Below are 12,623 nucleotides of genomic sequence, written 5' to 3'. Positions count from 1 at the left end.
TTCAGGTAAAGGCAGAGGGTCTGGATATCCCTGTCATTCATGACCTTCAATGCCTGTTGTCTGACTACTGAGAAGGGTTGATTATCATCAATGTTCTCATCCACAAACAGATGCAGTAACTCTGCCGCTTTCGTGACATTGTCCGCGGCTGACTGCCAGGACAGGAACACTGCTTGTTGTGCAAAGGTGTTGGCAGCTTCTTGTTGCTTGCGGATATGGTAAATGAACCCATCAGTTAACCGTTCCAGTGCCAGTTGTATCCGCTCTGTCAGGTGACATAGCAACCATAGATGCTGCTGTGCGCGTTTGAATCGTTTGAGTTTACTACCGTAATAGTTGATGAGCTCACCGAAGTGTTGTCGATTTTTAAGAGACAGATTAAGCCCATCGATAACGCCATTGATTTGCGTGCGCCATGGCGCTAACTGATGATAAAGGGCAAGCTCTTTTTTAAGTTCAGGTACGGTCAGACTTTTTGCACCGCCTCTGAGCTGGTTCAGGCTTAGTCCGTCATCAATGGCTGTTATGCTGTCCAGAAAGACGTGAAGTTCAGGACTGGTGAGTTGATTAAGTTGGTGCGCCAGGTCTTTTCTGACCTGCTGCATCGCTCTGCTTATCAGTCTCTGGAGTACGGTGTACCTAGGGATAGCAATGCTGTGACTGGTTAGGAATTCAATAGCAGTATCAAAGAGGTAACGCGGCTCCAGCCAGGCATTGCCCACCTGAACAAGGTGGTCGAAAAGAGAATTGAAGTGCTGACTTTCGTCCCATTTGTGATAACCAGCAAGGTCTAATACTTTTGCGTAGAGTCGATCTTTTTGTTTTTGTGAGGGAGTGAATGGTCTGAGCCCCTTGCCGCCAAGCAGCTCTTTACTGATGAACATTAAATCCTTAGAAACCTGCGAGTAAGCGATATCTAGGATGACGGGCTTTGATTTGAAGTATCCCAAAATCGCGACAAAGTAACATCTATGAGCTCTGAGACGAATTGACCGAAAAACTGCCAATTCCGCATCGTTCAGAGAAAAGTACAGACATTGTTCTTCGATTGAAAAAATGGGTGGGGAATAAAGATCTGCCTGTTCTGCTCTCGTGAGAATAGTAATTTCGTTTTTGATGGCCATATCAGGGCTGTTCCGTATTAAATGTACGATATTTACCTAATTTGCCACACTTATAAGTAGTAACCCACCTCCGCAGCCATTTATTGGTGTGGTCTACAGAGGATTATGTCTTTTTAGAGGGGAAAATCCCTAGAACCCCAGAGTGGTCGAGGTAAAGTTGAAATACGCTCTAAGTGTAGACCGCAGAGAAGTGGAAACGTTAGATTCGGTACTAAGAAACTGCACAAGCACTGAAATGATCGTACATGAACCTGCTGAGGAAAGTATAAAAACCACGAGAAACGTTTCAAAGTCCGCCCCGTTACTTATGTATGACGAAGATAATAACGGTAGGATTACTTGCAAGGAAGCTATCAGAAATGGTATTGCACCAGTAAGAAGATCACATCCTGCATACTCTTATATGAACGATAGAGATGGTGATGGGGTTGTATGTGAATAAATCGACTCTATCTATACGATCACTGGACTTCCAAAAAGCGGGACTTCAGGTAGTAGAGATGACATTTTGCTTGATATGCTCATTAGCCCACCAGCGAATCGGTGGCTAAAACCTTTAAAAACTAACGAGGAACTGAGTATGGCAATCAAAACAAATATACTGGAGCTAAATGGACTAAATCCGGCTTATTTCACCAATACGGAATTACTCCCTCTCGACGATTATCTGACGGGTAGAGGAATTTATCTATTTCCACATATTGAGAAGAGATTTGGCAGTATTCCTTTAGAGCGCGTTGTTGGTCATAGCCAAGGCTATGATGCGATGAAGTGGGGGGACTGTTTAGGTGGGCGTCACTTAAAACGTATTGAGCGAGCCCTAATGGAACTCAAAGAAAATCCAAATTACTATTTAGATCATCATGTAAAACCAGGTATTTCTTTTACAAAAGTTGAGGATGCTTACTTCATTGAAGAGGGAAAACATAGGACCATAACTGCGCGGTTCCTCTATCACCACAACCAGGAAGTTTTTAGAAATACCTCCCCTCTTTCTAACGTAAACATTCACGAAAGGTTCATTGATCATGAGTATATGGGCTATGTATATGAGATCAACATGCTACAGAAAATATACCCGGAATTAGAGTTTGAAATGACTTATACCGACTCAAATAATGAGAGGTGCTTGGCAGTACACCCGACTAATTTTAATATGCCAAGTAGTTTCTTTACTCGGGGAGAAGTCGAAGACTGCATAAAGCATTTAAAGAGTCCGAATCTATTAAACAAACTACGTTCACACAGACTGTACCAGCATATTGGAACTTCACATTGCTTAAAGCATATGTTCGGGAACATAAAGTAATTTGGTTGAGTTTTGCGTGACGTTGTCACTTGTGTCGTGGTCTAGTTGTATAGATGGTTTACTAAGCCTAGGCTAGGTTAAATGAAAACCATTTGTTAACTAGGTCATGACGTAAGATATTACAGTGTAATGGGAATTACTACCTACCGAAGATGATGAATACTGTTCAAAAAAAACTTGTTTAACGAAGAAGGATAGCATGAACGATAATAAGCCGAGTAAAACTCAAACCTCATTTCTGAGACGTTTGTTAGTTGCATATCTAATTGATAGAGGTTTTAACACTGTCCCAGCAATAGTGGAAGCAACGAATATGCCTCGTAGAACGGCACAGGATACTATCAAAGCTATTCATGAATTGGAGATTAAAATTGAACACACTAAAGGTGGTGAGTTTAAGATAATAGATTGGGGTGCAGTAAATCGTGATTGGATAGAAATTAATCGACAGCACGTGTGTGATGTGCTAAATTATCCGAGTAAATTTGATGATTGAATTACCCCTTAAACGCGATACTTCAAAGAAGTCCCTTCACACTTTCTGATAGTGAGTAATGCCATGATAGGTTTGAGGAATATACATGCCTTGTATTATTGATATTAACCACGATGTGAGTAAGAACAAAGAAAGCCAATGGGTCTCACTATGTGGTAAACACCTTTGGTTTAGTAATGACCCCCACAAAAGTATAGAAAATGCAAAACTAAGCGGAAAACCTATTTGCAAGACCTGTCGTAAGATTGCAGGAATTCCCATGTCTTCGAGAAGAAAACCCGAGGTCGAAGCTCCCTTTAAAATTTACACCGTTGGAGCTGGGGAAATCAAAGAGCGTATCGCAATCAAAGAAACCGATACCGGCTTTCGCACTCAAGGTGGTGATCTACAGTATAAAAACCAGAGACTTGATGCAGGACTTTGGAAAAATATTGGAGGAGATGCTTCAAAGTTAGTGACAACTAGGGAGCTTGAACAAGCGCGAAGCCTAGCTAAACATCAAATAACTATGCTTAAAGAGTATGTATCTAAACTACCGGAATTGATCACTAGTTTGGAGACCAAACTCAGTAAATACGAAGATTAAATATCAATTAATTATACGGATAATTAGCTTAGAACATGAAATCCAATTTCGAGACAAACACTGGTCTTAGGTTTATCTCAAAAGCTGAGACTGCATTTAAGATTCACATCCATACACCCGAAGATAAAATTCTTCATAGATCGGTTGGTTATATCCGTATTGGAGAGAAGAAAGGTCTAAAGAAAGCTATTAGGTTAAGGAACGAAATCGGCATAAAGTTGTGGGGGAAAAAGCTTTGGAAAAGAGTCTTGAATGAGCCTGAACTGTTTACCCGATTACCCCATAGTCTAGAGCCGAAACTAATAGAAAAGAACGCACCTATCAAATCAGACCCTCGAAGAAAAAAACTCCATTATTTGGCCAAGTGGTATGTATATGGTGATGACGGATCATTATCGACAAAGACTACAGTTGTGTCCGTGGAGAAGTATGGAAAGTTAGGGGCGTATAATAAAGCTAAACGTAAACTTACCGAAGTTTATAAAAATGAAATTGAAATATTATCTTACATGGATAGATTTAGTATTACTCTAGCTAAGTGAATGAGAAAATTATTAAAATGAATACGAAAAAATTTGTCGTTTCTACAGAGACAAGCATTGATACAGCCTATCGGCATTTCTGTAAAGCCAAAACAGATGATAGCTTAGACATCATGTTTGAAGGTGCTGAAAAGCAATTGGCAAATTTAGATTGTACTGGAGAGGAGCGCAATCGAGTCTTTCATAACATTTACATTGCATATGGACGTCGACAAGAAGACATCGATGGCGAAAGTACAAGTACAGAATATAAGGCACTGAGAACAGTTGATAAGAGCCTAGCTAATAACAAAAATCTAAGTACAGAAGAGCTACTGGGTGAGGCGCTAAGAGCAATGGAAAATAAGTAATGATCAAAATAGGATTCCCTGTACGCACTTCATTACACAAATTGACGAAACTCTTTACTCAGCTGTTTAACCGATTGTTTGTATACCTTTCAGTTAGCAATTTACCACAAGTAATCTTCATGGGGGCGGCCATATTTGCTCTGTTTAGTGCGGTTTTAAGCTTAACCGAATCGATTAACTATGTTCTTGCTGGGATGGCTAACTATGGCTTCATCGAATTGCTGAGGGTCTTAATCTACATTGCATTCGCTTTCTCTCTGGTAATGAAAATGTGGAAAATTAGTATTACTAGCTTTATCTTGATCATTCTCTTCGGACTAGCTATATCAACTGGCTTATCCAACGGCTGGGGAAGTACATCAATACAGTTAGGCTATGCTCTATCTTCCGGGTTTAAAGGTCTGGCATTGATCCTACTTGGAGGAATTGCTGGTGGTGTTTCAAGATGTCTGTATTGGATCTACAACCGTTGGCCAAAATGATAGTAACCTTAGTGTTGATTTAGAGTAGCTATGAACATAACAAATTGTTCAAGAGTGATTCGGCACGTGTGGCATTTTGACTATGCGTTGGTTTAGGTGATGAAGGTGGTATGCGGCGGCATCAGTATTGCGTTGCTCAAACCTTAATAGGGCGTTTATGCTTAGGAGCAGAAGTTGAGATATTTGGAAGAGTTCGAATTGGCGATTGAGCGCTCAAGGTACCTTAAATTGTCTGATACACGCTTTAAGGCTTTAGATGCGAAATTTTGTAGTGATGAAAACCTTCAAAATTGCTTGGATTTTCTAAATTATCTATATAACCCACTAAAAGACACCGATCTCGTAGGACAGTGTCTAAATATTCATTCTCAACTAATGAAAGCGGTAGAACATTTTTACGGAGCGCCACCAATATTCACTATTGGATCTATTACATTTGATGGAAATAAATATTTTGAGTTAACTGAGGATGATATCAAGTCATCAATTTTAGACTGTTCACCTACCAATATGGCCAATATTCACGCATGGTTGACGTTGCCTTCTATGGAGATACTAGATTTTACGTTTATTTCAACTTACGAGAGTCAAGCTGGAGACAGTGGCTTTCCAAAAGTTGTCAGTCAGTTTGCTGAAAGTCTAAAACCGCACTTTCATTATCACCCAGTGTTGACAGGAGAAGAGAGTCTTTCAAAGTTAGGTTTATCGTCCAGTGGCTAGCACTTGTTCTGAGCTATTGCAATAGCTACCAGCTCGTCACCTCGCTTGCCAGCAGGGATAATAAGTATCAAATGCAACTGGCAGGTAGTTCGATTCCTGTCTTATAGTCACTTAAAGTCCTGGCAATCAGTTCCGACGTTTTATTTACCAGATTAGCTTTATTTTAACTCTACTGTGAGAGAGTAATAAAGTCTCATGCTAAAATAGCCGCGATCGCAATCGATACGCTGCCATTCCTAAATCGAAAATGCCCCGAAGTTTGCCAGACTCTGATTTGGGACACACTTCTTTTGTCATCATTTGACCTATTTTTCCTAATAACAGAATATTTAGTTTGATATAGACTGTTATAGCTTTGGCAGAAATGAGGAAGATATGAACACTAAGGAAACCGAAGAGCTTCAAAGGAATATGGATATTTTTTCAACGCCATTAGATGTTGAAAAGTACATAGATGAAGGGCTAATTAGCCGCTACAAGAATACCAAAACTCAGTTTGTAATCCATTGTTCTAAAGATGAGTTACCTGAAGAAGTCAGTGTACGGGCAAATAAAATAGAAGTCTTAACAAATAAAGATGGTTCCAACGCTCTAGTTTTGGGGCTTGACTTAAAAGTCAGAAAATAGTGCGTGTTGAAAACAGCTATTTTGTAGACAAAATGGGGTTTAAATGTGGTCTGATAAAGAGTCCTCACTAGACTTTTTAAATTTTAGTGAAACTGCCGAATCGATTAAGGATCTAATCACCGAAAAGGAATTGATGCCAATATCTGTTGGCGTTTTTGGGGATTGGGGGGCAGGAAAATCAACAATCTTAGAGCTAACCAAAAAATCAATATCTGAAGAGAAGCAAGACTACATTCAAGTCCATTTCGATGCATGGATGTATCAAGGCTATGACGATGCTAAAGCGGCTCTATTAGAGACAATTGCATCTACCTTGGTAAACCAAGCGAAAGACAACGCCAGCTTGAGCAAGAAGGCTAAAGAGTTTGCAGGACGTGTTGACATCATTAGATCTTTGGGATTATTGATGGATGGTGGTGCAGCTTTAGCTGGCGTTCCCACCATGGGTGGTTTTCAGAAGTTGATGGGGCTATTCAGTGGTGGAGAGGATCGCGAACTAGACTTTGGTGATGCCAAGGATGCAGTAGATGGTGCGAAGCAGATAGCTAAAGATAACAAAGAAATTTTAAAGCCTAAAAAGGCTTTTTCACCCCCAAAAGAAATTAAAGAGTTCCGCAATGCGTACTCAGACTTGTTGAGTGAATTTGATAAACCACTCATAGTCTATGTCGATAACTTGGACCGTTGCTCGCCATTTAATGCAATTTCGACGCTGGAAGCGATACGACTATTTTTGTTTTTACCAAATACAGCATTCGTGATTGCGGCAGACGAAGATATGATCCGCTTAGCTGTGCCGGAATATCACAAGGGAGCTTCGCAGCGCCACCAAACAGACTACCTAGATAAATTAATTCAAATCCCAGTACACGTTCCAAGACCTGGTACTCTAGAAATCAGAGCTTACCTGATGATGTTGACAGCTCAAGATCATGGCGTTACGAGTGACCAGCTTGAGGGGCTTAGGGAAAGCCTAGAGCAGTCTCTTCAGCTATCTTGGAAGCAGTCACCCATATCAGTCGATGAGCTTTTGGACGTTGATAAAGTTCAAGATGTTCAGGGTAAGGACGAACTCAGAAGTAAGTTCATCGTGGCCGAACAACTTGCTCCATTGCTCGCAGAGTCCTCCAATATAAATGGGAACCCTCGAATTGTTAAACGCCTCTTAAATCAGGTGAAAATGAGAAGAAAAACAGCACTCCGTCGTGGTATGCAGCTGGATGAGAAAACCATTACCAAATTGGTGATATTTGAGCGTTGTTTGGGGACTCAAGCAACAAACAAACTGTATCAGTTGATTGATACAGAGAGTGGTTCTCCAAAGATTCTGGCTCAATTGGAAGATCCAGAAGCTGAATTCGATGATATGGATTTACCAGAAGAGTGGAAGCTAGATTTAGCCTTTCTTGACAAGTGGTCGAAGCTACCACCGATGTTTGCAAATGTGAACCTGACCCCAGCGGCATACTTAAGTAGAGAGAGTATCCCCATGGGCCTAGTGAATGCAGTTATGTCCGGCGCTGCTCAAAAGCTTGTGAAGGATTTAATGAAACAAACGGAAAGACTAAGCCATACAAACCAAAATGCCATAGCAGCGACCCCAAGAGAAGACTATTTAGCTGTGATGGATGGACTAATTGAAAACTTCAGGACTGTAAGTGATTGGTCAAAAGCTCCCCCAGGCATATATGGCGCGAGACTACTAGCAGTTGAAGAGCCTAAATGTAAAAAGGCGCTACTAACTTACGTGAAGGGACTGCCAAAGCAAAGGTGGTTGAATGTAATTATCAAGGAATTAGAAAAGTAGGTATTAATGGGTACTTCAGCATCATCAACTGGCCCTAATAACCAGAGCCCACTCATTCCGTCATGGGCTGAACAAAGTCCGCCTGTAACAATTGAGCCAGCTCAAGATACTGGTGGCCCGGACGGGGAAAATCAAGGTGACAAGGAAATCGACAATGAAAAAGTTCAGCAGGAAATCGGCAAACCATCTGGTACTGCCAATCCTGCAAACCGTTTTGCAGGAGCTAGAAGAGAATTCGGGAATTATGCCAAGGCCGGAGGTTCAAGCTCTGATCTAAGGCGAGCACTAAAGAGTTATTCTAAAAAAGGCTCTGGTGGTGGAAAAACCACAAGCCGAAGGTTGGCTAGTGGGATAACGGCTGGTACTGGTTTACTTGGAGTAATGCGTGGAGACACTGTTACTGTCAACAACCAAAGCCTTTCCTTAAATGACTTGAAAGGCCTATCCACTGACCAAGCTATTGATAGAATTGCTTCACATTTGGCTCCTGATAATGCTGACTCAGACTCTGTGAGAATTGCCTTAGATTACGCGCTGGAAGAAGCGCTACCAGATACAGAAGATTTCGATCCAAATAGTTTTACTGAAGAAGTAATCCAACAAGCCATCGGCTGCTATTTAACTGACTTGATTTTCCAAGATGTGGTTGAAGGCATGGGCAGGGCTTGGTTCCACGTAGAACCTGCTAGCAAGCACCATAGCATGGAAGTTGAGCTAAGGGAGCTTATCAAGGTAATAGCTCAGGAGCAGCTAGACAAGGTCACTAATGGCAACCCTAGCAATATCACCAGAAATAACATTACCAAGATTCAAGCTGATACCATCGCAATGACCGTTGAAGAATGGGAGAGTTTCGATGACTAAGTTTTACTTCAATGATAATCCAAACCAACTACCTGAATATTCAGAGTCATGCCACCCTGTACAACTATTCCACACTCACGAATATGATCAAAAAAAACACAGCTTAGCTTCCAGAGGACTACTGCAAACAGTAAGAGACTTGGGAGTTGCTGTTGAGCCTAAGGCAATCGATTTAATTACAATTGCTTCCGCTGTTACCGCAGCAGATACTTTTGAGTTAAGAGAGAAGGCTGAGAATGCTTGGTCAAGGCAAATGCACCTTCACATCCCTGTAAGTGAACCGAATATATGGAATGCAGAAAGCGCTGAGTTGAGTTCAATTTTGAACTTTCTTACTGGCGATCAATGGATGTTCACTTTTGAGCAGACATCAATGGAACTGCCTAAACCTAAGATAAGTAAGCAGGCTAAATATAAAGCCAAAACTCTTCTAGGAAAAAATGCTGTTTGCCTATTTTCTGGCGGTCTTGATAGTGCAGTGGGTGCTATTGATATCCTTAATGGAGAGTCAGAATATAAGCCTCTCTTAGTAAGTCACGCCTATCGTGGAGATGGTGCAAAACAGGAAGAAATTAAGACTTTGTTGTCTTCTCCATTTGCTGAGCTCTCCTATTCAATTTCTCCTCATATAATTAAAACATATGAAGGCAGAACGGACATAAGTATGCGTGGGAGAAGCTTTAACTTCTTGGCGATGGCCGTATTGGGCATTTCCGCACTGAGAAGTGCTAACTGTGATGCCAGTATTAAAACCATTATCGTTCCTGAGAATGGCTATATCTCAATCAATCCACCACTAACTAGAAGGCGAATAGGTAGTCACAGTACGAGAACCACACACCCCAACTTCTTGCAGAGGTTGGAAGAATTGCTGACACGCATAGGTTTTGACGTCAAATTCGTAAACCCTTATCAGTTTAAAACAAAGGGGGAGATGTTGGCTGAGTGCGTTGACCAAAACGCTATTAAAAAAGCCGTACCGCTAAGCGTTTCATGCAGCCACTGGCACAGAGAACACATACAATGTGGGCACTGCTTGCCCTGTCTAATTAGAAGAGCATCTGTTCATCATGCTGGCTTTGATGATGACGCACCATATAAAACAAAGCGATTGAAAACGCTAATTAAAGAGAAGGATACAAGAGACGACCTGCAAGCAGTTCAAACAGCCATTATCCGGTTGAAGCAAACCAATAATTACAAATCTTGGCTACGTAAATCTGGTCCAATCCCACTAGATAAGTCTATACGTAATGCCTTGGAATCAACGCTTAAGCGTGGTTTGATGGAAGTTGAAGTGTTTATACAGGCTAACAAAACATCATGATGGATATGCATTGCCATGTTGATCTATACCCCGAACATCAGAAGGTATTGGATGACATTGAACGCTCAAACTATTACGTATTATCTGTAACAACAGTGCCTTCAGCCTTCGAAGGCACTGTTAATCTCACAAAAGGGCTTAAGCATTGCAAAACCGCTTTGGGATTGCACCCTCAGCTAGCTCATTTAAGGAAAAATGAACTACCAATTTTCGATCGACTTATAGAGAAAACTAAATATATAGGTGAGATTGGACTAGATGGATCAAAAGGCTGGAGAGAGCATTTTGATGACCAATTATTGGTTTTTAATCACATTCTGAAAAAATGTGAGTCATTCAATGATAAAGTTCTAACAATACATAGCCTGAATGCAGTAGACGAAACCTTAATGTGTCTGAAAAAACACCCGAAAGCAGGCATCCCTGTTCTCCACTGGTTTTTGGGGACAAAAAAACAGTTATTAGAAGCTGTCGATATAGGTTGTTATTTTTCAGTTGGACCAGCAATGCTTTTCTCAGCACGTGGAAAGCGACTTATATCTTGGTTACCTAAAGATAAAATTCTTCTAGAAACAGATGGACCTTTTGCGAAAGTTTCGGGAAAAATACTGTTCCCCTCAGATGTTGATACCGTAATTCAGTATCTTTCTAAAGAATGGGAAGTGTCTCAATCAGATACAGTTAGACAGTTGAAGAATAATTTACGTCAATTAGTTGCTAAATGAATACATCTTTGTAGAGATGTTGTGCAATTGGGACCTATAAATGTAGATCTTGAGCTAGCCACCTTGTTAGGTGGAGAAAATATGACCCAAACGAAAAAAAATTATTATGGACAAATCAGAACATTGTAAAGAAGTTTACGCATATTACGGTTTAGCGATGTATCGTGCTCAATGTGTGGAGCAATCGATTATTCAGTTGCTCATCTTTTGTGATTTATACGAAAGAGAGGCAAAGTCTAAGCACACCCAAGAGGAGTGGGAGGCTAAGTTTGATAGCTTTGATCAGGAAGTTAGTGATAAGACGATGGGTAGACTAATAGGACATCTAAAATCTTTAAACGTACTTCAAGCGACTACAGAATCGTTGCTAGCTAAGGCACTCAAGGAACGTAACTTCTTGGGGTTCTAGGGATTTTCCCCTCTAAAGTAACATAGAACGCTACAGGTATTATATTATATGGTCTGTGGCGGTGGGTTACCTTCCAATATTCTGCCATCTTATATAAACACCATCAATCATATTGGCGTTTATTCATCATGGCAATTAGTAATGAACTCTCGATTCTGACTCAGGCAGAACAACGAGACTTGTATTCAGCACCTCAGTTTTCTATTGAGGAACAACGTTTGTATTTTTCGCTAAACGATGTAGAACAGGCCGAATGCCGTACTATCAGGCTTACTAAACATCGTTGTTATTTCGTGGCGCTTCTGGGCTATTTTAAATCTAAGCCAGTGATCATTGCTCCGAGTTTCCGTGATATCAGTATCGACATGCAGTTTATTGCCTCCCAAATTCAAAGAGGTAAAGGGATCAGGCCTTTCAGTGTCAGTAAAATGCAGCGTGACCGTATTTACTCAAGGATACTGCGTCTACTAAATTACAATAAGTGGAATGAAAAACAGCACCTCAATGCTCTGTGCCACCACCTGGTTTACATTGGTCATGCCTGGCTGGAGCCTCGACACCTCTTTGATGCGGCCATTGAATACCTTGCCAGCCATAACATTGCCATTCCTAAGTACTCCGTGCTTCAAAGACTGATAAGCCGCACAATGCAACAGGTCAGAAAAGACCTGACGCTCCAACTGAATCAACTTACCAGTAATGAACTTAACGTCTTTCTGGACAACATAATCACTACTAAAGACGACGGGCTGAGTCTGAGCCATCTCAGGGGTGGTGCCAAAAGTCTGACCGTGCCTGAGCTTAAAAAAGAGCTCGCCATTTACCACCGGTTAGCACCATGGCACACGCAAATAAATGACGTTGTGGACAGGCTCAATCTGTCGCTAAAAAATCGACAACACTTCAGCGGCCTTATTGATTACTACGGCAGTAAAGTGCGGCGCTTCAAACGCTCACAGCAGCACCTGTGGTTACTGTGTCATCTGACAGAGCGCATGCAACTTGCACTGGAGCGCCTGACGGATGGGTTTGTTTACCATATCCGAAAACAACAGGAAGCCGCCAACGCCTTTGCACAACAAGCAGTGTTCCTGTCCTGGCAGTCAGCTGCGGACAATGTCACGAAAGCGGCAGAGCTACTTCACCTGTTTGTTGACGAGAATATTGATGACAATCAGCCCTTCTCAGTAGTCAGACAACAGGCATTGAAGGTCATGAATGACAGGGATATCCAGACCCTCTGCCTTTACCTGAA

At 41.3% G+C, this 12,623-nt stretch carries 16 protein-coding genes; 15 read left to right on the top strand and 1 reads right to left on the bottom strand.

The window, feature by feature from the left end:
- On the bottom strand, positions 1-1,124 hold a 1,124-nt coding region (locus R7035_RS24390; protein ID WP_225455828.1), incomplete at its 3' end, for a DUF4158 domain-containing protein.
- Positions 1,125-1,359: 235 nt separating this feature from the next.
- On the opposite strand from R7035_RS24390, the gene R7035_RS26225 reads away from it, so the two are divergent.
- The 15 genes from R7035_RS26225 to R7035_RS24320 all read left to right on the top strand — a co-directional run.
- Complete coding sequence (locus R7035_RS26225; RefSeq protein WP_077284359.1) at positions 1,360-1,566, top strand: excalibur calcium-binding domain-containing protein; 207 nt, start codon at positions 1,360-1,362, stop codon at positions 1,564-1,566.
- A gap of 138 nt (positions 1,567-1,704) precedes the next feature.
- Complete coding sequence (locus tag R7035_RS24385) at positions 1,705-2,433, top strand: hypothetical protein (RefSeq protein WP_025634892.1); 729 nt, start codon at positions 1,705-1,707, stop codon at positions 2,431-2,433.
- A 199-nt stretch (positions 2,434-2,632) separates the two neighbouring features.
- The gene (locus tag R7035_RS24380; RefSeq protein WP_025634893.1) at positions 2,633-2,929 is read left to right on the top strand and encodes a helix-turn-helix domain-containing protein; all 297 of its coding nucleotides are present in this window, start codon (positions 2,633-2,635) and stop codon (positions 2,927-2,929) included.
- Between the two features lie 85 nt (positions 2,930-3,014).
- Entirely contained in the window at positions 3,015-3,515 is a 501-nt protein-coding gene (locus R7035_RS24375; RefSeq protein ID WP_025634894.1) for a hypothetical protein, read from the top strand.
- 35 nt (positions 3,516-3,550) lie between these two features.
- Positions 3,551-4,057, top strand: coding sequence for a hypothetical protein (locus tag R7035_RS24370; protein ID WP_029811849.1), 507 nt, complete (start codon positions 3,551-3,553; stop codon positions 4,055-4,057).
- Between the two features lie 17 nt (positions 4,058-4,074).
- Entirely contained in the window at positions 4,075-4,407 is a 333-nt protein-coding gene (locus R7035_RS24365) for a hypothetical protein (RefSeq protein WP_029811850.1), read from the top strand.
- Positions 4,407-4,889, top strand: a complete 483-nt coding sequence (locus R7035_RS24360) for a hypothetical protein (protein WP_025634898.1) — start codon at positions 4,407-4,409, stop codon at positions 4,887-4,889. The genes R7035_RS24365 and R7035_RS24360 overlap by 1 nt, the downstream gene beginning before the upstream one ends.
- Before the next feature lie 228 nt (positions 4,890-5,117).
- Positions 5,118-5,609 carry a hypothetical protein gene (locus R7035_RS24355; RefSeq protein WP_139351521.1) on the top strand — a complete coding sequence of 164 codons (492 nt, stop codon included), beginning with the start codon at positions 5,118-5,120 and terminating at the stop codon, positions 5,607-5,609.
- A 375-nt stretch (positions 5,610-5,984) separates the two neighbouring features.
- Entirely contained in the window at positions 5,985-6,236 is a 252-nt protein-coding gene (locus R7035_RS24350) for a hypothetical protein (protein WP_025634901.1), read from the top strand.
- A 43-nt stretch (positions 6,237-6,279) separates the two neighbouring features.
- A complete protein-coding gene (locus R7035_RS24345) occupies positions 6,280-8,043 on the top strand; it encodes a P-loop NTPase fold protein (protein WP_025634902.1) in 1,764 nt (587 codons plus the stop codon).
- 6 nt (positions 8,044-8,049) lie between these two features.
- Positions 8,050-8,907 (top strand): hypothetical protein, encoded by an 858-nt coding sequence (locus tag R7035_RS24340; protein WP_054574966.1) that lies wholly within the window; start codon positions 8,050-8,052, stop codon positions 8,905-8,907.
- Complete coding sequence (gene qatC / locus R7035_RS24335) at positions 8,900-10,234, top strand: Qat anti-phage system QueC-like protein QatC (protein ID WP_025634087.1); 1,335 nt, start codon at positions 8,900-8,902, stop codon at positions 10,232-10,234. The genes R7035_RS24340 and qatC overlap by 8 nt, the downstream gene beginning before the upstream one ends.
- Positions 10,231-10,959, top strand: coding sequence for a Qat anti-phage system TatD family nuclease QatD (gene qatD / locus R7035_RS24330; RefSeq protein ID WP_025634089.1), 729 nt, complete (start codon positions 10,231-10,233; stop codon positions 10,957-10,959). The genes qatC and qatD overlap by 4 nt, the downstream gene beginning before the upstream one ends.
- A gap of 106 nt (positions 10,960-11,065) precedes the next feature.
- Positions 11,066-11,368, top strand: a complete 303-nt coding sequence (locus R7035_RS24325) for a hypothetical protein (RefSeq protein ID WP_077284361.1) — start codon at positions 11,066-11,068, stop codon at positions 11,366-11,368.
- A 128-nt stretch (positions 11,369-11,496) separates the two neighbouring features.
- On the top strand, positions 11,497-12,623 hold a 1,127-nt coding region (locus R7035_RS24320), incomplete at its 3' end, for a DUF4158 domain-containing protein (protein ID WP_206926118.1).

Origin of the sequence: Vibrio sp. 1731 (genome assembly GCF_033339955.1) — a bacterium.
Taxonomy (GTDB): Bacteria; Pseudomonadota; Gammaproteobacteria; order Enterobacterales; family Vibrionaceae; genus Vibrio; species Vibrio alginolyticus.
Note: the sequence above shows the minus strand (reverse complement) of the source record. Positions and strands in the feature narration are given on the sequence as shown.

Bases quoted from the DNA above. Each gene is read 5' to 3' on its own strand.
- R7035_RS26225 (WP_077284359.1), top strand. From the start codon at position 1,360: ATGATCGTACATGAACCTGCTGAGGAAAGTATAAAAACCACGAGAAAC.
- R7035_RS24385 (WP_025634892.1), top strand. From the start codon at position 1,705: ATGGCAATCAAAACAAATATACTGGAGCTAAATGGACTAAATCCGGCT.
- R7035_RS24380 (WP_025634893.1), top strand. From the start codon at position 2,633: ATGAACGATAATAAGCCGAGTAAAACTCAAACCTCATTTCTGAGACGT.
- R7035_RS24375 (WP_025634894.1), top strand. From the start codon at position 3,015: ATGCCTTGTATTATTGATATTAACCACGATGTGAGTAAGAACAAAGAA.
- R7035_RS24370 (WP_029811849.1), top strand. From the start codon at position 3,551: ATGAAATCCAATTTCGAGACAAACACTGGTCTTAGGTTTATCTCAAAA.
- R7035_RS24365 (WP_029811850.1), top strand. From the start codon at position 4,075: ATGAATACGAAAAAATTTGTCGTTTCTACAGAGACAAGCATTGATACA.
- R7035_RS24360 (WP_025634898.1), top strand. From the start codon at position 4,407: ATGATCAAAATAGGATTCCCTGTACGCACTTCATTACACAAATTGACG.
- R7035_RS24350 (WP_025634901.1), top strand. From the start codon at position 5,985: ATGAACACTAAGGAAACCGAAGAGCTTCAAAGGAATATGGATATTTTT.
- R7035_RS24345 (WP_025634902.1), top strand. From the start codon at position 6,280: ATGTGGTCTGATAAAGAGTCCTCACTAGACTTTTTAAATTTTAGTGAA.
- R7035_RS24340 (WP_054574966.1), top strand. From the start codon at position 8,050: ATGGGTACTTCAGCATCATCAACTGGCCCTAATAACCAGAGCCCACTC.
- qatC (WP_025634087.1), top strand. From the start codon at position 8,900: ATGACTAAGTTTTACTTCAATGATAATCCAAACCAACTACCTGAATAT.
- qatD (WP_025634089.1), top strand. From the start codon at position 10,231: ATGATGGATATGCATTGCCATGTTGATCTATACCCCGAACATCAGAAG.
- R7035_RS24325 (WP_077284361.1), top strand. From the start codon at position 11,066: ATGGACAAATCAGAACATTGTAAAGAAGTTTACGCATATTACGGTTTA.